The 26,406-nt window shown below is 38.6% G+C and carries 27 protein-coding genes and 2 tRNA genes; 14 read left to right on the top strand and 15 right to left on the bottom strand.

Annotated features, from left to right (window positions below; translation table 11 throughout):
• Nucleotides 1-121: 121 nt before the first annotated feature.
• Together A37Q_RS0100820 and A37Q_RS0100815 are read left to right on the top strand one after the other, a co-directional pair.
• Nucleotides 122-1,408, top strand: coding sequence for an MFS transporter (locus A37Q_RS0100820; protein WP_018298360.1), 1,287 nt, complete (start codon nt 122-124; stop codon nt 1,406-1,408).
• A 15-nt stretch (nt 1,409-1,423) separates the two neighbouring features.
• Entirely contained in the window at nt 1,424-2,371 is a 948-nt protein-coding gene (locus A37Q_RS0100815) for an acetyl-CoA carboxylase carboxyltransferase subunit alpha (protein ID WP_018298359.1), read from the top strand.
• A 91-nt stretch (nt 2,372-2,462) separates the two neighbouring features.
• On the opposite strand, the gene A37Q_RS0100810 is transcribed toward A37Q_RS0100815, so the two are convergent.
• Nucleotides 2,463-3,290, bottom strand: coding sequence for an SWIM zinc finger family protein (locus tag A37Q_RS0100810; protein ID WP_018298358.1), 828 nt, complete (start codon nt 3,288-3,290; stop codon nt 2,463-2,465).
• Nucleotides 3,287-6,301 (bottom strand): DEAD/DEAH box helicase, encoded by a 3,015-nt coding sequence (locus A37Q_RS0100805; RefSeq protein WP_018298357.1) that lies wholly within the window; start codon nt 6,299-6,301, stop codon nt 3,287-3,289. Before A37Q_RS0100805 ends, A37Q_RS0100810 begins: the two co-directional genes overlap by 4 nt.
• A gap of 169 nt (nt 6,302-6,470) precedes the next feature.
• On the opposite strand from A37Q_RS0100805, the gene ttcA reads away from it, so the two are divergent.
• From ttcA to A37Q_RS0100790, 3 genes are all read left to right on the top strand, one after another.
• A complete protein-coding gene (ttcA, locus tag A37Q_RS0100800; RefSeq protein ID WP_018298356.1) occupies nt 6,471-7,301 on the top strand; it encodes a tRNA 2-thiocytidine(32) synthetase TtcA in 831 nt (276 codons plus the stop codon).
• Nucleotides 7,302-7,370: 69 nt separating this feature from the next.
• Nucleotides 7,371-8,246, top strand: a complete 876-nt coding sequence (locus tag A37Q_RS14280) for an FKBP-type peptidyl-prolyl cis-trans isomerase (protein WP_018298355.1) — start codon at nt 7,371-7,373, stop codon at nt 8,244-8,246.
• Between the two features lie 92 nt (nt 8,247-8,338).
• Nucleotides 8,339-9,115, top strand: a complete 777-nt coding sequence (locus A37Q_RS0100790; RefSeq protein WP_026196430.1) for an exodeoxyribonuclease III — start codon at nt 8,339-8,341, stop codon at nt 9,113-9,115.
• Here the strand turns inward: A37Q_RS0100790 and A37Q_RS0100785 are convergent.
• Complete coding sequence (locus tag A37Q_RS0100785; protein ID WP_018298353.1) at nt 9,112-10,473, bottom strand: L-serine ammonia-lyase; 1,362 nt, start codon at nt 10,471-10,473, stop codon at nt 9,112-9,114. The two genes, A37Q_RS0100790 and A37Q_RS0100785, sit on opposite strands and share 4 nt — an antisense overlap.
• Before the next feature lie 92 nt (nt 10,474-10,565).
• Here A37Q_RS0100785 and asd point away from each other — a divergent pair, with 92 nt between their 5' ends.
• A complete protein-coding gene (gene asd / locus A37Q_RS0100780) occupies nt 10,566-11,441 on the top strand; it encodes an archaetidylserine decarboxylase (RefSeq protein WP_018298352.1) in 876 nt (291 codons plus the stop codon).
• 10 nt (nt 11,442-11,451) lie between these two features.
• On the opposite strand, the gene A37Q_RS16435 is transcribed toward asd, so the two are convergent.
• From A37Q_RS16435 to A37Q_RS0100725, 11 genes are all read right to left on the bottom strand, one after another.
• The gene (locus tag A37Q_RS16435; RefSeq protein WP_018298351.1) at nt 11,452-11,754 is read right to left on the bottom strand and encodes a helix-turn-helix domain-containing protein; all 303 of its coding nucleotides are present in this window, start codon (nt 11,752-11,754) and stop codon (nt 11,452-11,454) included.
• 209 nt (nt 11,755-11,963) lie between these two features.
• Nucleotides 11,964-12,239 (bottom strand): HPr family phosphocarrier protein, encoded by a 276-nt coding sequence (locus A37Q_RS0100770; protein WP_018298350.1) that lies wholly within the window; start codon nt 12,237-12,239, stop codon nt 11,964-11,966.
• A complete protein-coding gene (locus tag A37Q_RS0100765) occupies nt 12,232-12,633 on the bottom strand; it encodes a PTS sugar transporter subunit IIA (RefSeq protein WP_018298349.1) in 402 nt (133 codons plus the stop codon). Before A37Q_RS0100765 ends, A37Q_RS0100770 begins: the two co-directional genes overlap by 8 nt.
• A complete protein-coding gene (gene rapZ, locus A37Q_RS0100760) occupies nt 12,630-13,529 on the bottom strand; it encodes an RNase adapter RapZ (protein ID WP_018298348.1) in 900 nt (299 codons plus the stop codon). Before rapZ ends, A37Q_RS0100765 begins: the two co-directional genes overlap by 4 nt.
• A gap of 49 nt (nt 13,530-13,578) precedes the next feature.
• Nucleotides 13,579-14,007 (bottom strand): phosphoenolpyruvate carboxykinase (ATP), encoded by a 429-nt coding sequence (locus A37Q_RS0100755; protein WP_018298347.1) that lies wholly within the window; start codon nt 14,005-14,007, stop codon nt 13,579-13,581.
• Between the two features lie 29 nt (nt 14,008-14,036).
• Nucleotides 14,037-14,483, bottom strand: coding sequence for a PTS sugar transporter subunit IIA (locus A37Q_RS0100750; RefSeq protein WP_018298346.1), 447 nt, complete (start codon nt 14,481-14,483; stop codon nt 14,037-14,039).
• A gap of 76 nt (nt 14,484-14,559) precedes the next feature.
• Nucleotides 14,560-14,958 carry a ribosome hibernation-promoting factor, HPF/YfiA family gene (hpf, locus tag A37Q_RS14275; protein WP_018298345.1) on the bottom strand — a complete coding sequence of 133 codons (399 nt, stop codon included), beginning with the start codon at nt 14,956-14,958 and terminating at the stop codon, nt 14,560-14,562.
• 123 nt (nt 14,959-15,081) lie between these two features.
• Nucleotides 15,082-15,516, bottom strand: coding sequence for a hypothetical protein (locus tag A37Q_RS0100740; RefSeq protein ID WP_018298344.1), 435 nt, complete (start codon nt 15,514-15,516; stop codon nt 15,082-15,084).
• Between the two features lie 181 nt (nt 15,517-15,697).
• Nucleotides 15,698-16,963: a glutamate-5-semialdehyde dehydrogenase gene (locus A37Q_RS0100735; RefSeq protein WP_018298343.1), complete on the bottom strand. Its 1,266-nt coding sequence runs from the start codon at nt 16,961-16,963 to the stop codon at nt 15,698-15,700.
• Nucleotides 16,960-18,075, bottom strand: a complete 1,116-nt coding sequence (gene proB / locus A37Q_RS0100730) for a glutamate 5-kinase (RefSeq protein ID WP_018298342.1) — start codon at nt 18,073-18,075, stop codon at nt 16,960-16,962. The genes A37Q_RS0100735 and proB overlap by 4 nt, the downstream gene beginning before the upstream one ends.
• Nucleotides 18,076-18,145: 70 nt before the next feature.
• A complete protein-coding gene (locus tag A37Q_RS0100725) occupies nt 18,146-19,957 on the bottom strand; it encodes a hypothetical protein (protein ID WP_018298341.1) in 1,812 nt (603 codons plus the stop codon).
• A gap of 224 nt (nt 19,958-20,181) precedes the next feature.
• On the opposite strand from A37Q_RS0100725, the gene A37Q_RS0100720 reads away from it, so the two are divergent.
• The 6 genes from A37Q_RS0100720 to A37Q_RS0100695 all read left to right on the top strand — a co-directional run bounded on the left by A37Q_RS0100720 (nt 20,182) and on the right by A37Q_RS0100695 (nt 24,112).
• Nucleotides 20,182-20,258, top strand: a tRNA-Arg gene (locus A37Q_RS0100720).
• A gap of 6 nt (nt 20,259-20,264) precedes the next feature.
• A tRNA-Gly gene (locus A37Q_RS0100715) sits at nt 20,265-20,339 on the top strand.
• A gap of 98 nt (nt 20,340-20,437) precedes the next feature.
• Nucleotides 20,438-21,265 carry an amidohydrolase family protein gene (locus A37Q_RS0100710; protein ID WP_018298340.1) on the top strand — a complete coding sequence of 276 codons (828 nt, stop codon included), beginning with the start codon at nt 20,438-20,440 and terminating at the stop codon, nt 21,263-21,265.
• Between the two features lie 253 nt (nt 21,266-21,518).
• Nucleotides 21,519-21,698 (top strand): hypothetical protein, encoded by a 180-nt coding sequence (locus tag A37Q_RS0100705; protein WP_018298339.1) that lies wholly within the window; start codon nt 21,519-21,521, stop codon nt 21,696-21,698.
• A gap of 69 nt (nt 21,699-21,767) precedes the next feature.
• On the top strand, nt 21,768-23,333 hold the full coding sequence (locus A37Q_RS0100700) for a hypothetical protein (RefSeq protein ID WP_018298338.1): 1,566 nt from the start codon (nt 21,768-21,770) through the stop codon (nt 23,331-23,333).
• Between the two features lie 212 nt (nt 23,334-23,545).
• Nucleotides 23,546-24,112: an NUDIX hydrolase gene (locus A37Q_RS0100695; RefSeq protein ID WP_018298337.1), complete on the top strand. Its 567-nt coding sequence runs from the start codon at nt 23,546-23,548 to the stop codon at nt 24,110-24,112.
• Here A37Q_RS0100695 and A37Q_RS0100690 read toward each other — a convergent pair.
• Nucleotides 24,109-25,317 carry an AGE family epimerase/isomerase gene (locus A37Q_RS0100690; RefSeq protein ID WP_154648591.1) on the bottom strand — a complete coding sequence of 403 codons (1,209 nt, stop codon included), beginning with the start codon at nt 25,315-25,317 and terminating at the stop codon, nt 24,109-24,111. The genes A37Q_RS0100695 and A37Q_RS0100690 overlap by 4 nt on opposite strands.
• A 53-nt stretch (nt 25,318-25,370) precedes the next feature.
• Between A37Q_RS0100690 and A37Q_RS0100685 the strand changes: the two genes are divergently transcribed.
• Both A37Q_RS0100685 and A37Q_RS0100680 read left to right on the top strand, forming a co-directional pair.
• Nucleotides 25,371-25,760: a hypothetical protein gene (locus A37Q_RS0100685; RefSeq protein ID WP_018298335.1), complete on the top strand. Its 390-nt coding sequence runs from the start codon at nt 25,371-25,373 to the stop codon at nt 25,758-25,760.
• Between the two features lie 90 nt (nt 25,761-25,850).
• Entirely contained in the window at nt 25,851-26,369 is a 519-nt protein-coding gene (locus tag A37Q_RS0100680; protein WP_018298334.1) for a porin family protein, read from the top strand.
• Nucleotides 26,370-26,406: the final 37 nt, after the last annotated feature.

Raw genomic sequence — 26,406 nt, 5'->3', positions numbered from 1 at the left:
TTCCCCACATTAATGCATCGATGGATATTTATTCACTTTACTATAACTAAATATTTAGATTGTAAAAATGTTAACTTTTCTGTATATTATCGCCTTCACTTTTGCTGAACAGGGAGCATTCATGGAAAACACATATCAAGCTAAATTAACTGAAATATCGCTAGTGCGTTCATGGGCAACCGTGCTGTTGATTTCTTTTTTCTTCTTTTTTGAATTTGGCCTTGGCAATGCCTTTAACACCCTTACACCAGCCATCTTAAGCGAATACCAATCATTGACCCCTGTCAGCATAAGCTTTATCTCAAGCTTGTACTTTTATACAAATATATTAGGGCTTATTCCAGCAGCTTATATTTTGGATCGATTTTCTCCACGTTATGCAATTGCAATAGCACTAACAGTATGCGCATTAAGCATTTTAATGTTCTCCATGACACAAAATGTCTACCTTCTTGCGATCTCACGACTTTTAATGGGTCTTGGTGCAAGCTTTAGCCTTGTTGGTTGTGTTCGCATTGCAACAAATTGGTTCCCGGCTCAAAAGCTTGGACTTGTTATTGGCATTATTATCGCCATCGGCATGCTTGGAGGCTATGCTGCACAAGCACCTGTAGGGCACCTTCTTGATGCTGTTGGTCTTAAGAGCACCTTATTAGTTATTGGCTTATTCGGCCTTGTTTTGGCCGTATCTATTTTAACGATTGTTAGAGATGCACCAAAGTCATTAAGGGAAGATAGAAAAACACAACTTCAATCTTTAAAGGAAGAAGCTGTATTTTCAAGTCTTAAAAACATTCTTAAAAAACCGCAAAACTGGTTTTGCGGCCTTTATGTTGGACTGATTAACATTGGCACATGGATGCTAGGCGGCATGTGGTCAAATGAATATTTAGTCAAAACCCAAGGGGTTAGCATATTGGATGCGCGCTCCATTACAGGGTTTTTATTCCTTGGAATGATCTTTGCTTATCCTTTTTGGGGCTGGCTAACTGGAAAGCTACAGCGCAGAAAAACACCACTTATTCTCGGCGCTGTTTCCTCAGTGATTATCATTGCCATTTTAATGTTCAGTAATGTTAATATCCTTGGCTTATGTGTACTTTTCTTCCTTTTGGGATTTGTTACAAGTGCACAAACTGTCGCTTATCCACTGGTTGGTGAGATTAATGATATGAAAAATAACGCTGTTGCAACCAGTATTGTTTCGATCAATTCACTTCTATGGGGAGGCGTTATTGCAATGCCACTTTTTGGTATCATCACAACAAGCTTTAATCATGCTCTAGGTCATGAACCAATGGCCGCAGCTGGGCTAAATTTTGGTATGGGAATTTTGCTAATTGGGTTTATAATCAGTATTATATTTGCTTTATTCATTAAAGAAACGTATTGTAAACGCCAAATTTAGTAAAAAGGGATATCCATGCAATTTCTTGAATTTGAAAAACCTATCGCTGAACTTGAAGCGAAAATTGAAGCACTCGCAAAATCCGACACTCATAATGAGGATATTCAAAAAGAAATTAACAAACTACAAACACGCACCTCTGAATTAATGAAAAAAGTCTATAGTTCACTATCTGACTGGCAAATCATTCAACTCGCTAGACATCCAGAACGTCCTTATTTCCTTGATCTTGTTAATAAAATTTTTGATGACTTCCAAGAGCTTCATGGTGATCGGGCTTTTGCAGATGACAAAGCCGTAATAGGCGGATTGGCAGGTTTAAATGGTCAATCTGTTATGGTCATTGGTCAAGAGAAAGGCCGTAAGACAAAAGATAAGCTTCGCCACAATTTTGGCATGATGCACCCAGAGGGCTATCGAAAAGCACTTCGATTAATGAAGCTTGCAGAGAAATTCTCTGTCCCGGTTATTACATTTATTGACACTCCTGGCGCCTACCCTGGCATTAAAGCAGAAGAACGCGGACAAAGTGAAGCTATCGCACGAAATCTAATGGAAATGGCAAAGTTAAATGTTCCTATTATTTGCGTTGTAATCGGTGAGGGATGCTCTGGTGGCGCACTTGGTATTGGCGTCGGCGATAAGCTTGTGATGCTAGAGTATAGCTATTTTGCTACTATTTCACCTGAAGGCTGCGCTTCTATCTTATGGAAAACTGCGGATAAAGCAGCTGATGCTGCAGAGATTATGGGAATCACCGCAAATCGTTTAAAAGAGCTTAATATTATTGATGAAGTTATTAAAGAGCCTTTAGGTGGCGCACATCGCAATGTTGATCAAACTGCCGAAGAGATTCAATCAACCTTAACAAGATTACTCAGCGATTTATCCAAGCTTGATGATACATCAAGAGAAGAGCTTCGCTATCAAAAGCTTATGTCGTTTGGCGCTTTTGATGAATAGTATTTTTCTCTTTTACCTTTTTCACGAATCATAACATAACCATATCCTCTAACATATTATATCTGTTAGCGAATAAGACACCCTTAATCTACTAAAACAATCTTTTCTTATTTTTTAGCTTCACATAGCGATATATATGCTCCATCGTATCAATAAATGAGGCTTTTTTCTGCCAGAATTCAGGGTAGTCACCTTGCTTTTTGATCACAGCAGCATCAATCGGCTCTCCTGTAGCATCTTCAAGCTGAACCTCCCCCATCTCCCAGTAGTTTTTTGCACTTGGTAGTACTGCTAAATCACGATGACATAACTCGGAAAACTGCGCATTTTCTTCAATCCAGTTAATCTCAATCTCTGCATTGAGATGCTCTGAAAACGCTTTCCCAAGCTTATTTTTTCTAAGCTCAGCATCCAACTCTACTAATGATATCCCTCTTAGTGAAAATAACTGCATTGGATCACTATCAAGCATATTGGCAAGCTTATAATACACCCCAGCAATATGCTTGCAAGGCGAGATATAATCAGGGCAGCTACAGCTGCTTTTTACATCTTTGGCGCTCTTAGGCAATAGACCAAACTCCCCAAATGCATCATCGATATCGGATGGAAGCTCATTTAGCATAAGCTTTGATAACCAACCTGGATTCATGCAAATCCGATCAATGATATCACTCCAACTCTTTTTACTAATCGCATTAAAATCAACCGTAACTTGATATTTTGGTTCATGGTGCACGCCAAAATACGGATTTTTATTCCCTCTTATTGTCGCTGTAACTTTATTTGCAGTGATATTAAAATTAATCACACGATACTCCGAGGCATAAGCGCTTCCTCGAGAGAGTCTCCCAGCGTCCATCAACTCACTTAATCTCTCAAGAAAGAGTTTTCCCCACCAGCTTTTTGACTGACTCATTCTGCCACCATTTCATTTTTAAGTTGAATTAAGTCCATAAAGGATTTTGTTGTTAGATTGCTTAACCACGACTCTCCCGAACCAACAATCTTATCCGACACAATTTTCTTATCTTCAATCATCTGATCAATACGCTCTTCAATTGTGCCAAGCGTAATATATTTATGGACAAACACTGACTTTTTTTGACCAATACGATACGCCCTATCGGTTGCTTGATTTTCCACAGCAGGGTTCCACCACCTATCAAAGTGAATCACATGATTGGCCTTTGTCAGAGTAATACCAACCCCGCCGGCTTTAAGTGAGAGCACAAATGCTGAAGGCGGTGAGCTTTTTGATTGAAACATTTCAATCATTTTCTCTCTTTTTGATCTAGAAGTCCCACCATGCAGATAATAACAAGGGTGATTTTGTTTCTGAATCAATCTTTGTAGCTCTTGGCAAACCTCGGTGAATTGGCTAAATATTAGCAAGCTTTCACCATTTTCAATAATCTCTGAAGCCATATCTAACAGCCGCTCAAGCTTAATGGAGCGCTTAACACTAAACTCACTACCATCTTGCAAAAGTTGTGCTGGATGGTTACATATTTGTTTTAAACGAAGAAGCGAGGAAAGGAAAATTGCGCTGGCATTCTCTTTTTCTTCATCAAGCTCGTATTTCACCTCATCAACCACCTTTTGATATAAGGCCGCCTGCTCTTTGGTCAATTGACAATACACCTTCTGCTCAACTTTGGCTGGTAAATCTTTAATAATTGACTGATCTGATTTCACTCTACGCAAAATAAAAGGCTCAATCATTGACTTTAACACATCCGTTTTTCTCGCATCATTTTCTTTTTGAATCGGAAGCTCAAAGAGCTTTCTAAATTCATTTTTTGCACCGAGATAACCTGGATTTAAAAAATTGAAAATAGACCATAAATCCATCAGTCTATTCTCTACCGGCGTCCCTGTTAAGGCAATACGTGAATCTGCTTCAAGCGCACAAAGCGCCTTGGTTTGTGAAGCAAGCGGGTTTTTGATGTTTTGTGCTTCATCAACAATAATACGCGAGAATTTTTGTGATTGAAAAAAGCCTTTCTCTTGACGTAAAAGTCCAAAAGATGTAATGACAATATCTGCCTTTTGCACAGCTGACAGCGTGTTTTTCGATTTTCTTTTTGTACCATGGTAAATAAGTGCTTTTAACGATGGCGCAAAGCGCATTATTTCCTTATACCAATTGCCAATAACAGAGGTGGGGGCAACCAAAAGCGCGGGCAATTCCCTTGGCGCATGTAATAAAAGTGCAATGATTTGCATTGTCTTACCAAGCCCCATATCATCGGCCAAACATGGATTAAGACCGATTGACTCCATATAGTGAAGCCAACTAAGCCCTCTTTTTTGATAATCTCTTAACACAGCTTTAAGTGCAGGCGGTGTTTCAAGCTCAGTGATCCCTGCATGGTTATTGATATTATTTAGCACCAAAGATAAGGCATCATCAAGCTCTAACTCGTACGCCTCATTATTTGCTGAAACCTCCAGAAGGTCGATAACCTGTCCTTCATGATCTGCCAGAGCAGAGCTCTCCATAAAACTTGCAATTCGCCCCATTTCAACCGGGTCGACTTCCACCCACTGCCCTTTAAAGAAGACTAAATCAGACTTTGCAGCCAAAAATACCGCCCACTCCTCTTCAGTCAAATCATGCTCACCCATCGCATAGTTATAATCAAATTTTACAAGATTATCATATTCCAAATAACCCTTTGGATTGTCTTGCAGTTTTTCTCTTTTGTTTTTGCTAGCTCGCGCCTTCACTTTGACTTTAGCCTTCAACCGCCCTTTTTTTGTCCACCATGAAGGCACGATAATACGATAACCACAAGCATGAAGTGTCCAAGCATCTTCTTTTAAAAACTGATGCGCTTCCTCTTTAGATAGACTCACAGACCCCACCTCTAAGCCCTTATTAAACAAGCGCTCAATAGGTGAGTATAAACGACAGGCATAGCCAAGCTGTAATAATAAATGTTTCTCAATAGAGGTACCAAACATCTTTTGATATAACTTTATCTCAGCACCCTCTGCTGCCTCAAAGTCTTTTAAAGAAAGTATAAATGCGCTGTCTTCCTTTGACTGCAAAAAGAAACTTAAATGCCACTTACCATCAACACTTTCAGGCGCAATAACTCTCATCCCTAAATTAAAAGGCGCGCCAAAATGATCATAAGCTAAGTTGTTGCGCCATTTTTTCCAAACGCGCCATGTCTCCTCATTAAGGTAAAAAGCCTTTGATGTACTCATTGCCTCTTCTAAGAAGCTCCCCGCTGTCATCTTGATATGCTTTTGTGGAAATGGTGTTTGCCAGATTAGCTTTGAAAGCTCATTTTCACAAAAATGTGTGACAAGACTCACCGGTGTCGTATCAATATGAAAGGAAGCTGATTTTGGCATGGATTCAGCAAGACGCTCAATATTTTTTTTATATTCATGAGAGAAAATTTCCCATTTTGGCGCATAACTGTCGTGCTTATAAGCTGACTTTGCAACCAAAGAAGGAATATACTGATCAAATGACACGACTTTTGATAATTCTCTAGCAACCATAATCCAAAATTTTGCATCATCTGCAAGCTGAATGCTTTTATCAAGGTAATAACTCAGAAAATTCAATGACTTTAAAAATACCAGTGAGTCATAAACACGCAGTGATGGAATTTGAAAAGCTTTAAGCAGCGCTACTTCCCGCTCCTCTTGCTGCAACAAATTTGCAATTAATAAAGACGGAATTGGTGAGTCATCTTTAGTGCAAGGCAACATAAGCGTTAGCATATCTTTTTGCATATATTGCTCTTTCATATACTCTGCTATAAATCGCTCAAGCGTGGACTCATTTGCTGAAAATGGATAATAAGGCGCCTTATTGGTATCCTTAGTAGTCTCTATCCAAAAATGAAGCACTCCATTGTTGTAAAAGCCCTCACTTACTACCCAGCTCAGATGTAACAATTTCATAAGTTACTTATTCACCCATGTTTTTATACTTTGACTTAGGCACTATAAAACAGGTTATAATGCGCATAAAAATAGCCTCAATTAATAGCACAGATAATACACTAACAAAAGAAAAATCTTACGCTTTGTGTTATGATAACGCCAAATTGATGAACCTTATCTATTCTCCGTGATTAAATCAAACCTTCCGGCAGTAAACACGAATCTATCGACACTCACTCCAGCCAAATTAGAAAAACGTCTTTTAAGAAAGATTGGTAAAGCAATAGAAGATTTCAATATGATTGAAGAGGGAGACAAGATTATGGTCTGTCTCTCTGGTGGTAAGGATTCTTATGCCTTATTAGAACTTCTATGCCTTTTGCAAAAAAAAGCTCCTATTCACTTTGAGCTTCTTGCTGTTAATCTAGATCAAAAGCAGCCTGGTTTTCCAGAGGAGGTGCTACCGAACTATCTCAAGCAAAAAAACATCCCCTTTCATATTATTGAGCGAGATACCTACTCTGTTGTAAAGCGTGTTATTCCTGAGGGAAAAACCACTTGTGGGCTTTGCTCTAGGATGCGACGAGGAATCTTATATGATTTTGCCTATGAACACAATGTGACTAAAATTGCCCTAGGACATCACAAAGATGACATCATTGAAACCTTCTTTCTAAATTTATTTTACAATGGTCAAACCAAAGCCATGCCCGCAAAACTAAAAAGCGATGATGGCCGCAATATGCTCATTAGACCACTTGCCTACATTAGTGAAGAAGAAACAGCACGCTATGCTGAATTAATGAACTTTCCCATTATTCCATGCAATCTTTGTGGCTCACAAGAAAACCTCCAACGCCAAGCAATAAAGCAGATGTTAAAAGAAATGGAGAAAAATACTCCGGGAAGAAAAGAATCTATTTTCAGTGCATTACAAAACATTGCGCCCTCCCAGCTTCTCGATCATAAGCTCTTTGATTTTAAAAACCTCAATAACTTATCGGCAGAACATTATTGACAATCTTGAAGACAGTTTCTACGATAGTTCTGATGTAAGTAATCTACTAAACAGAACTTAGGAGTTATCATGAAAAAGATTATTGCTCTGACCACAGCGCTAATGCTGGCTGGATCTATGAGTGCATATGCGGCTGATGTTACTACTCAGCCTGCGGCAACAACGGTAGATAAGCCTCAAGCAGACGCTAAAGTTGATATGAATAAAGTTAGCTATATCATTGGCTACGAAATGGGTAAAGGCTTTAAAACTCAAAATATTGACCTTAGCGTGGATGAGCTTAATAAAGGGATTAATGCCGGACTCCAAGGAAAAGATTCAGCCATTTCTCAAGAAGATTCCAAAGCAATTATGCAAGCCTTTCAACAGGAGATGATTAAAAAAGCACAAGAGAAGTTGAAAGCGGCAAGCACTGAAAACTTAAAAAGCTCTGATGCCTTTATGAGCGCTATCGCTAAAGAAAAAGGTATTCAAAAAGCAGCTGATGGTGTGTATTTCCAAGTCCTTAAAAAAGGTGATGGCAAAGCGCCAGCAAAAACAGATACTGTAACCGTTGACTACACAGGAACAACGCCTGCAAAAGTATTTAGCAGTGACAAAGATGCTCAAGCAAAACTTGCTAAAGGCGAGCTATTAGGAAAAGTATTTGACAGTTCAGAGAAAACTGGAAAACCTGCAACTTTCCCATTAAATCAAGTAATTCCATGCTGGACTGATGCACTCAGTCAAGTACCAGTTGGCTCAGAAGTAATTCTGTATTGTGCACCAAAAACAGCTTATGGTGAAATGGCGCCACCACAAATTGGTCCAAATCAGGTCCTTAGCTTTAAAGTGAAATTAATTAGCGCAAAAGCCGCTGAGAAACCAGCTGCTGCAGACAATGCGCATCACAGCGCAAAAGCAAGTGATGCAACTGCACAAACAACAGCTAAAGCTGCCAGCTAATATTAACAAATAAAAACAAATATCAGAAAGCTCGCTTAAGAATTTAATTATTCTTCAGGCGGGCTTTTTTATTGCTGATTTATATAGGGATTATTATGAGAGTTATCTCCTTTAATGCCAATGGCATTCGCGCTGCAACACGCAAGGGTTTTTTTGACTGGTTCAGCCAGCAAGATGCTGATTTTTTATGTATTCAGGAAACCAAGGCACAGTTTTCGCAACTACAAGATCATCCTATTTACTTCCCAGAGGGTTATGCTTACGCTTATACCGATGCGGTTAAAAAAGGCTATAGCGGCGTTTCAATTTATGCGAAGAAAAAGCCTCTTAACATCACGCACAAGCTTGGCATTGACTGGGCTGACAATGAAGGGCGATATATTCAGTTTGATTATGATACACTAAGTATCGCATCAATCTATATCCCCTCTGGCTCAAGTGGAGAAGAAAGACAAGCCTATAAAATGGACTTTCTAGCGAAGTATCAGGAAATTTTAGCTCAGCAAATCAAAGCAAACAGAAGCTTTATTATTTGTGGCGATGTGAATATTGTTCATAAAGAAATTGATATCAAAAACTGGAAACAAAATCAAAAAACCTCTGGCGTTTTACCAGAAGAGCGTGCTTGGCTTGATCATATTTTTTCGCTTGGATGGGTAGATGCCTTTCGCGTGATTAATCATGAGCCAAGTCAATATACATGGTGGTCAAACAGAGGTCAGGCTCGCGCAAAAAATGTAGGCTGGCGCATTGATTATCAAATCATTACACCTGATTTGGCAAAATGTATTAAGGATGAATTTATCTATAAAGAAAACTTTTTCTCAGATCATGCGCCACTTGTTATTGATTATGATTACACCTATTAGCAAGCTGGTAAATTAACCGCCAATCCGCCCAAAGAGGTCTCTTTATATTTAGTAGACATATCTTTGCCTGTCTCTTTCATCGTTTGAATAACTTTATCCAAACTGACATGATTCTGCCCATCTTCAAACAAGGCAAGCTTTGCTGCATTCACGGCTTGAACCGCTCCCATTGCATTTCTTTCAATACAAGGAATCTGCACTAACCCGCCAATAGGGTCACAAGTTAAACCAAGGTTATGCTCCATCCCCATTTCAGCTGCATTCTCAACTTGCTCTACCGTTCCGCCTAAAATAGCACACAAGCCTGCTGCCGCCATTGAGCACGCCACGCCCACCTCACCTTGACAGCCTACCTCAGCCGCTGAGATTGAGGCACCTTTTTTAAATAAAATCCCAATTGCTGCCGTAGTGAGTAGATAGTTAATAATATCCCGCTCACCGGCATATGGATGTGTCATCAAATGATGCTTTAAGACCGCGGGAATAACACCTGCTGCACCATTAGTTGGCGCTGTAACTACCTTACCACCAGCGGCGTTCTCTTCATTAACAGCGATTGCAAAAACATTTAACCAGTTTAAATCTTTAATATCTAAACGCTCTTTTTCCAAGCGATCTTTTAGCCTATTAGCACGCCTTGCCACTTTAAGTCCACCGGGTAATTCCCCTTTATTTCTAAGCCCTTCATTGATAGATGCATCCATGACATTCCAGATCTCAAGCACACCCTTGTTCACCTGATCTAGAGAAGCCCTCGCACACTCATTTGCCAACATTACCTCAGCAATACTCATATTATTCTTAGCGCAAATATCCAATAGCTCACCCGCGCTTTCAAAGCCATAGGGAAAACTATACGCCTTTGCAGGCTGAGGGTCAGACTCTTTCAACATTTCATCTTCATCTAAAATAAAGCCACCACCAATAGAAAAGTACTTTCTTTGACCAATCAGCTCTTCATTATGATACAAACTAAATTGCATACCATTTGCATGCTCTGGCAGTGCTTTTGTATAGTGAAAGATTAAATCACTCTCCAAGTTAAAATTAACCTTAAACTTGTCTAATAATGAAATACGAGCCTCTTGTAGGATACTTTGATATACCTTATTTGCATGAGCAATATCAATGCTTTGAGGTTCAATTCCTGCAAAACCAAGTAAGACAGCATAATCTGTTCTATGACCTTTTCCAGTCAATGCCAACGATCCAAAAAGCTCTATTTGTATCCGTGTTACTGAGGGCAGTTTTGACTGGTAGTGCTTTAAAAATTTAAAGCCTGCACGCATAGGACCCACCGTATGCGAAGATGATGGCCCAACTCCAATGGAAAATAAATCAAAAATACTAACACCCATAACCTAACCCCTTTAAATCTTTATCACTCAAACTGAGTCACAATAAATCAGTAGTCGACAAAAGTAAAATCATTTACAATGCAAAGCAATTAATGAATAAGTTAAGAAGTCAAATATTCACAATGAGCCTTAAAGATCATCTTTTTATCAGTGCACAAAAAATCTTACCTCAGGCGCTATTATCGCGTCTTGCTGGTAAATTAGCAAATTGTGAACAGCCTACTGTAAAAAATTTTCTTATCAAACTTGCTTTAAAACGATTTAATATTAATATTGATGAAGCACTTTTTAGTGATATTAATGAGTATAAAAGCTTTAATGCTTTTTTTACGCGTGAGCTTAAAGCAGATGCCCGAGTAATTGATCATGATGAGCGTGTGATTATTTCACCATGTGATGGCATGTTAACGCAATCTGGTAAAATAGAAAATCAAACATTAATTCAGGCAAAGGGCAAAAGCTACTCTCTAAACGCACTTCTTGGTGAGCCTGCTTCAACCAACTTCAGCGATTTTTCGGTTATTTATCTATCACCTCGTGATTATCACCGTGTCCATATGCCAATTGATGGCAAGCTAACAAAAATGACCTATATCCCCGGTAAGTTATTTTCAGTCAATACCATTACGACTGAATACATTGATAATTTATTTACCCTCAATGAACGGCTGGTTTGTTATTTTGATACACACATTGGCGAAGTAGCGGTTATTTTTGTTGGTGCAATGCTTGTTGCCGGCATAGAGACCGTATGGCACCATCAAGTTGCACCAAATTACACACAAACACCACAAAGCTGGGATTATTCAAATCACGATATTACCTTTAAAAAAGGAGCTGAAATTGGACGCTTTAACTTTGGTTCAACGATTATTTGCCTGTTCCCAGATAACAAGGTAGAGCAGATACAAAAAAGCCAAGCGATTCAGCTTGGCAACAAACTTGCAGATATTTTTATAATTTTGTAAATTCAGCCAATTATGCTACAGCGCGCTTTAGCCCCCAGCATCGACTCAATACATTATATTTATTAATTGTTTTTTGTTGAAACATCTTAGAGAAGTTGTCACGTTTTACTGTTTTCTCAACGATCCCTGATTTTAACTTGATATCAAAGCGGTTAGCCCATTTACGAATCGTTCCATGCTTAAACCCTAACATCTTTTCAGCATCTTGATAAGTCATTCCCTCATCTGCACAGCGCTGCAAAATTTCCTTTGCAGAGCAGGAGAATTTTTGCTGAATAATATGTTCAAAGCTTCCTGTATACTGATTAGCCATCGCACATGTCCTCTTTGTTTCTTTACCTTAAATCTTATTAATTCAATATTATAAGCAGCCAATCTTAAGAAAAGCTTAAGCTTTTCCCAATTCATGATTGAGTATTGTTATTTTTTTATAATATTTACAAATTAATAATATTCTCAACTTTCAGTATTATAGCGCAAATTCGATATTGTTGTAATAGCGGTGACACTTATTTTAAAATACTACTTTTCTTCACCAAACTTATCTTGAATTAAGGCCTTCACTGCCTTTGATGCTTCGAATTCATCTTCTCCTTCAAAAGTAAGTTGTACAGCTGTTCCCACACCAATACCAAGCATCATAATGCCCATAATGCTTTTACAATTCGCACTCATTTTTTCATTTAATGCATTGATTGTGATCTCACTGGCAAATTTTGAAGCTAGACTCACAAGTTTGGAAGATGCACGAGCATGAAGCCCTAGCTCATTTGAAATTACCAATGCCACTTCAATCATCTGGCTGACCCTCTGTCAGTACGATACACTCCCGCGAGGATTCATATACTTTTTTGGCAACAATTTCCAAGGTATTATCATTTTTACAGTACGTTAATGCTTTGAGTAACATTGGCATATTAAGGCCACTAATGACCGCAAGTGGATATTGATGCATAAAAAACTGCGTTACATTGGTTGGTGTTGCACCAAAAAGATCGGTTAGCACTAAATAACCACTGGTATCTGGCATAGCATCAAATGCGAATTTCACTCGCTTTAGAAGCTCCTGCTGCTTATATGCACAAGAAGATACAACTTGTATATACTTTTTATCAAAGCTCACAAGCCTTGAAGCTACATCAACCATCGTCTGCCCAATCTCTCCATGTGTAATCAACACAATTGCAATCATTCACTCAACTCCCTATGAGCAACACTCACATTTTCAAATCGCTGTTTTAAAAGGCAAAATAACTTCTCAACCATATAAACAGAGCGGTGCTGACCACCTGTACAACCAATTGCTATTTCAACGTAGCTTCTTGATTGTTTTTCAAACTCATGACACCATTTCACCAAAAAGGCTTCAAGATCATTCAATAGCGCCTTAACTAAAGGCTCTTTTTCTAAATATTCAACCACGGGTTGATCCTTTCCTGTATAAGCCCGTAATGGTTTAACCCAGTAAGGGTTTGGTAACACTCGAACATCAAAGATAAAATCCGCTCTTTTTGGTCTGCCATACTTAAAACCAAAAGAAAAAAGATTAATCAATGTTTTAGCTGGACGGGCAAAATCTTGCCCTTGAAGAAGCTTATCTTTAAGCTTATAATGCAGCTTTTGAACAGATAAATCACTGGTATCTATGATATAATCTGTCAACTCGGAGTACAGGCTAAGCGCATGTATTTCCTCTTTAATTGCCGTTGATAACTGCTTAATATAGCCTGATAAAGGGTGCCGCCTTCTGGTTTCATTATAACGCTCTACCAAAATTTCAGGATCCGCTGTAACATACCAATACTGAATAGCATCATTTTGCAGCTTCACCTTTTCAAAGGCGGTGCTTTCTGATTCCCAAAAAGAAGTTGATGAAAGAGAAATTGCAATATTTTGATGATGCTTAGGCGCATCTTTGAGTGACTTTAATGTCTCCAGCAATAAGCTATGCGGCAAGTTTTCAATACAATAATAACCCCAATCTTCAAGCACATCCAATACTGAAGATTTCCCCGCACCAGAAACGCCGGCAACGATAATAATTGAATGCTCGGTTTCATCCACCGTTGTATACACCATTTTATTCATTTTACACAATATAGTTTAACAAATATTCAATTTTTGCAATAGCTCTTTTTCACCCTTGCACAATCTGCATTATTTTTTGACAAAGTCGCTGAGTATTTAAATACTGCCCTTTTAAAATTAATCTGCTTTCTAAATGCGCCATCAGCCAACTCTCTTTAAGCTGATTAGATAGCTCGCTAAAACAATATATATAATGAATTTCAAATGGAGATAACTGATAATCCACGTCATAAAACCCGACATCTCTTAAATGAATTTTGCCTAAAAACTTCTGATTGGCAATTTCACCTGTAAGCCTATCATTATGATATCTCACATGGACTAAATCATCTGCAATCAGCTTGCAGTCATAATGACAAACAAGCTCATAGCTTAAGTATGACTTGCCGCTTGCTGGCGCACCTAACAGTAATATACCTTTGGTTTGATAGCTTAGCATATTTCCATGTAGATATGCATCTAAAGGGACATCACTCATTGGTGATCAGTTAACCCAGCATTAGCATTCTATTGAGAGAATAATGCATACAACGCCTCATTAGAGTCTGCTTTTCTAATATGTTCAAGCATATTAGGTCTTTTTAGAAACTTAACCAACTCAGCCATAAATTGTATATGAACATCATTCACTTCAAGTGGGAAAATAGCTGCAATAAAAACCTCTACTGCCTGCTGGTTAGTATCGTACTCTAAAGGACTTTCCAAAGTTAAAATGGCCAAACGAGTCACTTCCAGTTTTTCAACTCGGCAGTGTGGAACCGCAACGCCTCGACCAATCACCGTGCTACCAATTCGTTCTCTCTCAAATAATTTTTGATAAATTAAATCTCCGCTAACCCCATCATCTGGGTTTTGCAACAAATTACTGAGCACTTCAAACACCCGCTTTTGACTTGAAAGGCTTGCTTTATTTAAAGTACGTTCTTGAGAGATAAAAGGAGAAAGAAAGTTCATTGTTGACTCTAGATTCATAAAAAAGATAGGATTTATATAACTTTGATAACAAAACGTCTGAGCATTTTATCGGTTATCAGCCTCGAGTGCCATCAGAATATTGTTCCGCTGAAGGGAAATCGTCTATTTCTTTAATTAGCTCTGCTTCTTCTTCAGTCTTTACTTCTTCAGCTTTCAAACGTTCTGCTCGATGATCTTTGAGTTTTTGCTTATGCTTTCTAACTTGCGCATCAAGCTTGTCCTCCAACATATCAATCGCACAATACATATCAAAATTCTCAGCTTTAGCAACAAATTCAGTCCCAGGGACATTAACAACGGCCTCTGCACACTGATTATCTTTCTCTACTGACAGAATAACACGGGTGGCAATAATATGGTCAAAGTGATTATTGAGTTTATTCATTTTTTCTGCGACATACTCTTTAAGTGCTGGGGTGACTTCTAGATGACGACCTGTAATTTGAATTGGCATAGTTATTGTCCTCCATATTTTCCACAATTTGCTTTTTTGCGTTTGCGGGTTGTATTATTCTCTAATTATAAAGATAGTGCTGTTAAGCTTAAAATACCAGCGCGTACCAAATAAAAAAATCAACTATTTTTTATTTTCATCTCCTTGTTTAGATTGGTTTGTTTTTGTTACGTTTTGGTTGAAATAAGCATCTACTTTATCGGCAGTTGACTTGGTGGATGACTTCACACTCTCCCAGCCTTTTTGTGTTGATGCTTTGATATTGCTCCAACTTTCACTTGCAATCACTTTGGCTTTTCCCCAATTGGTATCAACATAATCTCCAGTTGCATCTGCAGCATTTGAAACAGAGTTTTTAGTTGCGGTTGAGGCACTTGCCACACCACTTTTAAACAATGTCCAATTATCTTCTGTCGCTGTGGTTTTTGCACTTGTAGATGACGCAGTTTCATTCGTTGCATCTGATACTTTTGATTCAGTTGATGTTGCAAATACTGTTAAGCTTAATGACGTTCCCATTAAAATCAGTAAAAGGAAACTCAGGCTTTTTTTGACCATATTCCTGCCTTTTATTTATGACAACCTGCTCTTAGGTTATAGTACTTATTCAAATTGTTGTAACAAATAGAACCCTAACTTTTCGTTCTATTTTTATACATTCAGTTTTAACAAACCTGATACGAGAAAACAATAGATATTTAGCAGCTTGTCATATTTTTTTGATATATGGCAAGTTTAATCACTTCCTTGTTGCACCATCGCTAACAACATAATATTTAAACGTTGTCAGCTGATTAATTCCAACTGGTCCCCTTGCATGAAGCTTCCCTGTTGCAATGCCAATCTCAGCGCCCATACCAAACTCACCCCCATCTGAAAACTGCGTTGAGGTATTATGCATCACCACTGCACTATCCACCGAGCGCATAAAGTACTCTGCCATCTTAAGGTTTTCAGTAATAATGCTATCTGTATGGTGTGAGCCGTAGTGATTAATATGCTGAACTGCGTGATCTATATCTTCAGTTAGCTTTACAGAGACAATGCTATCAAGATATTCACGCCCCCAATCTTCATCATTTGCCAAAGGATAATCCCTATACTCACCTTCAAGCATAGGGTCAATTTTCACTTCACAGCCTGCGCTTGCTAAAAGATTAAGTAGCTTAGGAAGTATCGTTTTACTAAGTGCTCGATCAACCAATATTGTTTCTGTCGCACCACAAATAGAAGTACGTCGCATCTTTGCATTAAGTGACACATCAAGCGCTTTTTTTGCATCTGCCTCTTTATGAATATACGTATGGCAAATACCATCTAAATGCTTAAATAATGGGATTTTACTATGCTCTGTTAAATAGTTGATTAAGCCTTTTCCACCTCGAGGCACAACAACATCAATACTATCACTTTGACTGACAAGCAGCTTAATTGCATCTCTTTCTTGCGTATTCACAAATTGAATCACATCTGGAGAAATATCAGATTGCTCAAGCGCATGATGAATAATCTCAACGATCATTCTATTTGAGTATTTTGCCTCAGAGCCGCCACGAAGCACAACACTATTGCCTGATTTCAAACAAAGTCCAGCCGCATCCACCGTCACATTTGGCCTTGCTTCATAGATCACTGCAATGACACCAAGTGGCACTGAAATTGAACGAATATCAAGCCCTGTAGGTCTAACACTTTGCCACAATGTACGCCCCAGCGGATCTTCTTGTTTGGCAATTTCTAACAGTCCATCTGCCATGGCATCAATACGTTTATCATCAAGTTTTAATCGATCTATCATCGAAGGGGATAGACCCTTTTCTCTTGCCTGATCCAAATCGTTTTGATTTGCCTTTAAAATGGCTAATTTTTCATGAACTAAACGCTGAGCAATAAGCTGAAGTGCGTGATTTCGCTGCTCATTTGTTGTCATCGCAAGCTGGTGTGCACTTTTTTTAGCATTCGCTGCAAGTTGTTTAATCTCATATTCCATATTGGCACTACTCATAACATCACCATATCATTTCTATGCACCACAGCTTTGACACTCTCATTATTTAACAGTGATTGCATTTTTTGCTTATTTTTCCCCTTGACCAGTGCAATCGTTTCACTGTGATAGTTAATCATGCCAAGCGCAATCAGGGTATTATTACTATCATAAATATTCACCATATCCGTGGCTTGGTAGCTGCCTTCAGTCGATACAATGCCTGCTGCCAGCAGACTCTTCCCTAGAAGAAGCGCCTGTTTGGCACCCTCATCTATCACCAAAGTACCTTTAGCGTTAAGATGATTTGAAATCCAGCGTTTTCTTGCATCTGCTCTTTGTTGTCTCCCTTTGAATAAACTGTAGCTGCCTTTTTTCAGCTTACTTATCGGATGATCTTGCATGCCATTACAAATAATCATATCTGCGCCATTTTCCACTGCAATTTCAGCAGCAAGGATTTTGGTTATCATGCCACCAGAGCTAATTTTAGTATGGCTTTCCCCAGCCATTGATTTAATATCAGCATCTATAGTTTCAATAAGAGGAATATGCCTCGCATTTTTATCAAAATTAGGGTTTGCCGTATACAAGCCATCAATATCGGATAACAAAATCAAAAGATCTGCATCAACCATCTGCGCAACACGCGCAGCAAGTCTGTCATTATCACCATAAGATATCTCTTCAGTTGCAACGGTGTCATTCTCATTAACAATGGGAATCAGCTTATGCTTAAGGAGCATCTCTAGCGTGTTTTTCGCATTAATATAACGCTGCCTTGTTTCACTATCATCAAGACTCAAAAGTACCTGAGCAATCTCACGCTTATATTTAAGAAACTCACTTTGGTAAGTATGTAGTAGTTTAATCTGTCCAATGGCTGCTGCTGCCTGCTTTTCAGCTACGCTTAGCTTTCTTTGTGCGACTTCAGCGCGAAAACTTCCTCGCCCAAGCGCAACTGCACCTGAGGAGACAAGTACAATCTCTATTTTTTCATCGCACAGCATCATTAAATCTTCTACCAGTGTTGAAAGCCAACTTTGCCGAATGACAAACTTATTATCAGCAAGAAGCGATGAGCCAATTTTTACGACAATTCTTTTATAATTTCTTAAGAATGCTGCCATTTATATTCATTATCTATAAAACTTATCCTAACTGACTCAAAACTATATCCTTTGGCAGGATATTATGCAATTATTTTGGCTGGCCTTTTGGCGCATAATCATGCCACTCATCCTCGCTACAGTCTTTCCAAGTAGGATCTTTCGTGATATACCCTTCCCTAACTGTAACTTTTACACGACAACTTCCTACAAAAGCATTCTTAACAAGCGTTTTATACTCACCTGTTTTATCAGTATTTACTTGATATTGCCCGCCTGACATTCCCACATAAAAATCATCGTCATCTTGATACGTAGCAGCATGATAGCCATCCCTATGTCCGACATGTTGATTGGCATCACCTGTTCCAACCCCAACGATAAGTTTATTATTGCTAAGGTAAGTAAGTTCTGTCACAGGGTTATGATCCTCTCTTGCAAATGTATCTGGATGAATTAATTCATTTACCTGCCCTTCTTTTTCACCTTCAGCGTTCAAAGTGATTTTTTCCACCGCGCCATCCTTAATCCCTACATACATAGTGTGTCCATCTTTATCATCCTGAAGCTCAAGTCGATTGATATCTGCCCAGCCTTGTGGTTGAACTTCTTTTATACTAGCAGCATTAACATCACCATCATTATTCAATGTAATACTTTGTACTGAGCCACCTCTCATCCCTAAATAGTAAATATGTCGCTTTGTATCCACTATTGCTGTACGCACTCTATTCCACTTTGTCCCAAGTTCTTTCTTTTGAATGATATTATCATGATCATCAAGCTTTAATAAATAAATCTGACTTAATGAATCACCTTGGTTTCTTGCGACCATAATCGTATTATTCCTATAATCATATTGAATGGTCTCAACCTTACCAAATCCAGATGGAAGTATTTCCTCTGGCACGATATCATTGCCATTATTTTTCTCTTTAATCGCAACCACTTTCCCATTTTGATAACCGATAAAGATATGCCCACCCTCATCTAGCATGGTACTAATTCCATTGGGATCAATCTTGGCATCCTGCACACTCCAGTTACCCTTTTCACCTGCGTCAAGATCTACACGAAATAGTCCCTTTACATCTTTTTGGTTCACCCCTTCTTTAGTCAATGAACCTGAAGCATAAGGTATTTTTTTCCAGAACTCCAAATCAACACCAATTGTTACCACATACTGCATAGCACTGTATCCCGAGTAAGATACATACATATAGCTTTTACCGTTATAGGATAAATATGGCACAAGTGTGTCAACGCCATAGCTTCCTTTATCCATCATTTGGGCCGATGCCTGAGCTTTCGCATCTTTACTGCCCAGACGAATCACCTCCAATCTGCCACCATGGTGCTCTGTCACTCTTTTCTCTTCGTATACATTATGGTTTGGCCAAAACCAAGCAAGCAAACTGTTATCTGTTTGATCTGTCGTAATACTCCTTGTTTGATGACCGATATATAAATTTGGCTCGGAAAAACCAGGTCCCAACGCAAGCGCTGAAACAGGATGCCCCATTTGTAGATTATTATGCTGGTCATAGACAATAACATTAGTTGGCATAAAATCTGGCGTGATTTGCGTTAAGATCACTTCACCATTTGACATCCCAATTGCCATGTAATGACGATCATGGTCTAACTCAAAATTAAATACCTTTGTTGCATAAGCATGAGAGGGATATTTCCCCATTGCTTTTAGCTTCTCACCCAATACCTTGATAAACGAGTTGCCGGGATTATTAAGCTGTAAATCGTGAATTTTTGTAAAGTTTTTCACACCTTCCATATTAGTCCTAATGCTGTGAATGTTATTTGCATGGCTTATATTTGCACTTACTGCCAACACACTGAGTATTGCAACAGTTGCCAAAGCTTTTCTTTTAATGTCTGATATCATAAAACTGCCTCCAGTCATTTACTTTGATGAAAAACTAATCTAGGAAAAAGTATATCGAAAACAAACCAGCATAAATAGCGTACTGAATACTTCATAATCAAAAATATTGAATAGCAAAAAAACCATACTTTTCAATTAAATAAGCGTTGACATCATTCCTGCAAAGCTCTATCATTCATCTCGTTTTCAAGTTACCTTCAACGTAACTGAATAACATCCAATACGCGCCCGTAGCTCAGCTGGATAGAGTACCTGGCTACGAACCAGGCGGTCGGAGGTTCGAATCCTTCCGGGCGCGCCATATTTTGCGGGAATAGCTCAGTGGTAGAGCACAACCTTGCCAAGGTTGGGGTCGCGAGTTCGAACCTCGTTTCCCGCTCCATTTTGCTTTCCAACGCCGTCCGAATCATGCGAATAATTGTTGATGATTTTGTAAATGCTGTGATACTAGCAAATACATCAAAAGAATAAGTAATCTTCATGGATATCATTGACGCCCATATTCATTTTTGGAAGCTTAGTAACAACATCAACCGCTGGGTGGAAAATGCACCCAATCAGCTACAAAAGGACTTCAGCCCTCAGAACCTAAATGCAAGCGCTTTTGTACATATTGAAGCCCATGATTCTGCTGTTGATACTTTTAAAGAAATCAACTGGCTCGATAGAGAGTATCCAGCCACCGATATGCGTTATATCTCTTGCATAGATTACTTTACAGATTTTAAAATCTATCAAACTACGATTCAAAAGCTTGCAGAGCATAAACGCGTCTCTGGGGTCAGACAAATTTTGGCACATAATGATCATAGCAGCTACTCACCATTAAAAAATAGTCGTTTGCCTCAAGATTTCACTGACAAATTAACTTTACTTAGCACAACAAAAATGATCTTTGAATGTCAGATGTATCCGCAACAGATTCTAAACACCCTTGATGTAATAGAGAAAAGCAATGCAACAACAGCCATTGAACACATGGGACTCCCTCTTTGCCAGCAAAAAAAAGAGTTTAGCTTATGGCAAGAGATGATACAGAATGTTGCACAGCTAGCGAATATCTACGTAAAGCTCTCTGGTTTTTTTATGTTAGATGGCAACACATCAGATGACTTACAGCGTGCGCTTGATTATATCTTCACTTATATCCCTGCAAATAGAATATGCTATGGTTCAAATCACCCTGTGTGTAATACCGATAACTATGAGCTTTGGCAAAATACACTTCAAAAATTAACACCAAAGGAGCTACAAGGAGATATCTTTTACAATACAGCTAAAGCCCTCTACTGGCCAAGCAAACCATAACCGTAGTTACTACTGTATACATAATATCACCTTTAGGTTAATATTATCTCACTTGGACGTTTTAGAACTAAAGGAGTTAGTTTTTCGCTTAATTCTATTAGAACAAATCTTATGCCAAATACAAGTTCCTTTACAAACTTAATTGGCTAACGATCGTATTTTCAAACATATGCTAAATACGTTACCGGATGATTGTATAAACACAAACCAATCTGAGAGATCTTCAGATTGATAAATGACAATAAGGATTATTATGAAAAAGACCTATACTGCTATTACTTTACTCGTTGCTGCTTTATCACTTTCTGCTTGCGCCTCTGGTGTGAGTAGCGCCTTTAGCCCAGATAAGAAGATGGGCGATGTATCTCTCTCTCAGCAAGCCTCTGGACTCTCTCAGCAAGAAAACTCCTCATATGATACCGGAGGAAAATAGCGCTTAATATTCAGGTTTTTATATCAAAACATCATTTTGTGGATTGTCCACTTTTCATGGAGAAATTAAATGAAAAAATCATTAGCCTTGCTGTTGGCCACCCCAAGTTTTTTACTTGCCAGCAGCACAAATGATACTGTAAAGATCGTTTTTATTGGTGATTCGATTACTAACTCACACGTGGCTGGAACCTACTCAGAACCAGTGCAAGTAAACTTTGATAACAGTGGGAATCTTGCACCGGTGTTTGATGCACCAGGAACGGATACCGGTGGCTTTAGGGGTTATACCCTACAGCTTGCTTCAACAAGTAGCAAATTTGAATATGATGCCACGAGCACCCCTGCTGAATTAAAGTTTATTACGAGTAATCAGGCTACTTGGAATGTCAAATTAATTGGAAATCGTGTTGGTACTCAGGTTAGCTCAAGCCCTATTCCCTCAAGCATAAGCTGCACAAACAGTAACTCAGTGCTCTGTAAAACACAGAACTATGACTATATCGGAGCCGAAGGTGCAACCACTTTTGATGTGCTGTGCGCGTTAAACAAAAGTGCTTCAATACAGCCGAGTTTCTATTACACTGATTCACAAAGCCACATTATTAATCCCGATCCTAACTTTGGCTACTGGGATACCACAAACTATCAACCAACCTTAGCCTCAGCGCCTTCATGCACAGATTTAACTGGAACTCAGTTTAATAACTATCTTAATGCGCCAACTTCGACAGGCAATACAAATGGTCTTTTCCCCGCACCCAATCAAGGCTGGCTTGCCAGTGAAATAGGCACATCTCCTAGCGTATTTGTTATCTCACTTGGAACAAATGATCTTTCCGCATTGACACAAAACTACTCTATACGCTCCACTTGTATCGAAGGCATGCAAGATAGCTCAGCATGTGCCAATTTTGTTGACACAATTGTTGCAAGAGTAAAAGCAATTATATCCCAGATTAATACTTCAATGGGAAGCGTTCCTCATGCTTTTGTGATTGCCAGCGTACCTGAACGCTCATTCTGGCCAGATGGATCAGGAACGCATACAAGTTCGATTGATGGCGTAACAGGATATGCATACTACGCCACAGCTTATTATGCGAAAAAGCTTGCTAATCTCTATGGTGAGAGTAATGTCAATAAAGCAAAAAACATATTCTTTGTCGATCAAAGTAATATCTTAGTTCCTTATGCACAATTAGCTAAACCAGCAGGTTCGACAAAAACGCTTAACTCATGCGCGGATTTTTCAAAAACCTATGGAGCAACAAGTGATTTAATCACCTACAATCTTAGTTCTAACTATGCAGCAGTACATCCAGCGATAGCTGATTATGCACTGATGGCAAGCAATATCTTAAATGGCACAAGCTATGAAAATCCCTTAATGTATGAGCTTCAAAATGCACAAAAGCAATCCAGCATCCCGACGTTGACAGCCGAGCGTGTGTATTATAATGCTTGGGGTTACTGCAACCCAAATGCTGCCCTAGAACAAGTTACCACAACTGCCAAGGGTTCAATCTGTAATGTTACAGAGTTTGGTAGTCAAGGAATTAACTATTGCTACACCCCTCAAAATACAAATAATTCCAGCGGACTAATTGGGGCTTTAGATTATATTACATCGTAACACTGCTGTTCTCTATTCATATAAATTTCGTCACTTCTAACTTAATACTATTTGTTAATCTATCCAGAGTGCTGTGCTTGCAATTCGATTTTACATACGACAGAATTTGACAGGCACTAGCTATATCTTATATTGCCGACTCTTTCAAATTAGAAATGGCGGTGCCTTAAAGCTATAAAATTCAACTAAAAAACCTACCCCCAGAGACAATTATGCCTGATATTATAATAAACGACCAAATTAAAAACATTCTTGATATTCTAGACAAAATCCATCCTTATGACTCATTAGAAAAACATCATCTCCATGATACTATTTCTTGGGTTGAAAGTGGCGAGCAAATTTTTAGGATACGCAAGCCTAATCACCCAAATAAGCATTTAGTTTCCTATTTCGTAGTATTTGATGAAACATGCAAAAAAGTACTACTTGTCGATCATAGAAATGCAGAGTTATGGCTCCCATCAGGAGGGCATGTTGAGCTAAACGAAGACCCTGCTGACACCGTCAAAAGAGAGTGTCAAGAGGAGCTGAAAACTGAGGCTATTTTCTGGCATGAAACACCCATTTTTATTACTCAGACCTTAACGGTGGGCAAGACTGCAGGTCATATTGATGTCAGTTTATGGTATGTAATAAAAGGAAGTATCAAAATTGATTATCAATATGACCGTGACGAGTTTTTAGATATTCAGTGGTTTGATCTAAATAATATTCCTTATGAACGAACCGATCCACATATGAAACGATTCATCAATAAGTTTACTCAAATGCTCTAGTTGGGTTTATGCCCAGCTTTCCTATATTCATTCAACGCAATATACAAATGATATAATGTACTTGCTGGGGCATTTTTTGCGATGTTCTGTTGATTTTCATTCAGCTGATCATACCAAATGCCTTTATCTTCAATTAAAAAATGCTTAAATAGCTTATCTACCAACTCATCTGCCTTATCTAATTCATTCATCGCGACATAGGCTTTTAATAGCTCACATTCAACCCATAATCGAGTACTAGGACGAGCAACTTCCATCGTCTTTAAATTTAACTCATCCACACCAAACTCAAGCGCATTTAATCCATAGTTTATGCCAGTTTGGAAAAGTGCTTGTTGATAGCTTTTTGTATCCACTGATCCTAAACGCTGATATTCAGATAAAAGCCAAACCCACTCAAAGTGATGTCCAGGTTCAATAATATCCCCTTTGCGCTCATCCTTTTTCCAGTTATCTGTGAAGAATTCTAATAGTACTTTTTGCTTATTTGAACCTTGATAATAGAAATGTGCTTCAAAGAGACTAAATAATCCATGTGCTCGCTCCAACCAGTTGTTTTCACCTATATGTTCAACACAAATTAAACACGCTTCAAATAGGTGCATATGCGGATTTTGTTGGCGTATTTGATTATTCTCATCATCTGGCAGGCAAATATTAAAACCGCCATATTGCTGATTTGCTAAATGTGTCTCTAGCCACTGCCAGATCGCTTCTGCTTTTCGTGCATATATTTGTTTGCCTGTTGCAGCATAAAGCCAAGCGTAGGCTGATAATAAGAAGGCTTGCTCATAGGCAAATAAATGTCCATCTTTCTCTTTATTATGATCTAACTTAGCAATTAATGCCCCATCTTCCAGATAGTGATTAAGCCCTTTTTCAATAACACTCTCAGCAAGTGAAAGATAGGTATTATTTTGATCATCCCCCATCTTATTTGCCATTGCCAACGTTAGAATTTGCCTTGCTTGCACTCTGCCTCTACGCGCAAGCTTTCTAAGTGGTTTTGCATCAAAGTCTAAAGCTTCAATAAAATCAAAAGTTTCTCTATCCACTCCTACTTCTGACCAAGTTGCCAATGTCGTTTGTATAAACTTCTCAACTCTCTCTAATAAATGATTATTCACTGCCATATTAACCCAGCTATCAACTCTAAGTACAAAGCATAATACTGGAAAATAATCGATTAGGGGTATATTTTTCACAGGTGTTTTCTATACTTGGACTAGTCATAACACGATTAACAGGGAAAATAGGTGTGAAAAAATCATTAAACCTCTTATTTATTTCATTTACTGCGGGGCTTATCAGTGCCGCTTTTTTATTTTTTATTGCAACCTTAGTCATGCACCATGGAACGCTTGTTATCAATGCTGAATTTAAGCAACAACTCTACAAGCTTATGGTATGGGGAGGTATCTGGGCTATTTTACTGGTTATCCCAAAACCAAAAGGTGTGCTTATTCGTGGCTCTATTTTAGGCATTATAGTGATACTATTTAACTTTATTATCCTTTTCCCAGCCAAAGGTTACGGCTTATTTGGGATTCATGCACCACTTCAAATCGTACTTATGAACATTGTGTTTAATTATCTATGGGGAGTGATTGCCGCGCTCATTCAAAGTGCAGCGAAATTGAAATCTTAGCGCATCTCATCTATATACCACTCGCTCACTCTTAACACAGCAAAAAAAGTGCTATAGTAAGCACTCTTATCATTTGAATGTAGAAATAATATGATCAAAAAAATTTTACTTTTAAGCGCATGCAGTACTTTAGCTATTGGCTCATTGAATGCAGGCCCCTATATTGGTGCAGGCGCTGGGGTCAGCGGGACTTCAGAGAATCTAAACGGTGGCACAAACCTTGCAACCACACTTCTTGCCGGGTATGACTTTAAAATACTTCCTATTTTAAGCCTCGGCCTTGAAACGCAATATAACTATGTTGGCAAAGCCATTGACACAAATGGTCAAAGTGGCGGCATGTATAACATTCCACTTTATGCCACAGCAACAGTCGATCTTCCACTTGGTCTTAACCTTGCCGCCAAACTTGGCTATGCTTATAATCGCTTTAACGTTAATGACTCAGCGATACCTTCAACACTTTGGCGCCCTGCAGCGGCCATTCAAGTTGGATACGATTTATTTGGCTTTAACCTGTTTTTCCAATCAAGCCGTTTCTTTACTGATAACCGCGGCAGTTCATCTTATGTTGGCTCATACACCCTGGGATTGATGTATAAGTTTTAAGCATCCATGTATAGAGGATGATTTTGCAGCATTTTGG

This window comes from Fangia hongkongensis FSC776 = DSM 21703, assembly GCF_000379445.1.
Taxonomy (GTDB): domain Bacteria; phylum Pseudomonadota; class Gammaproteobacteria; order Francisellales; family Francisellaceae; genus Fangia; species Fangia hongkongensis.
This window is presented reverse-complemented; position numbering and strand designations above follow the sequence as displayed.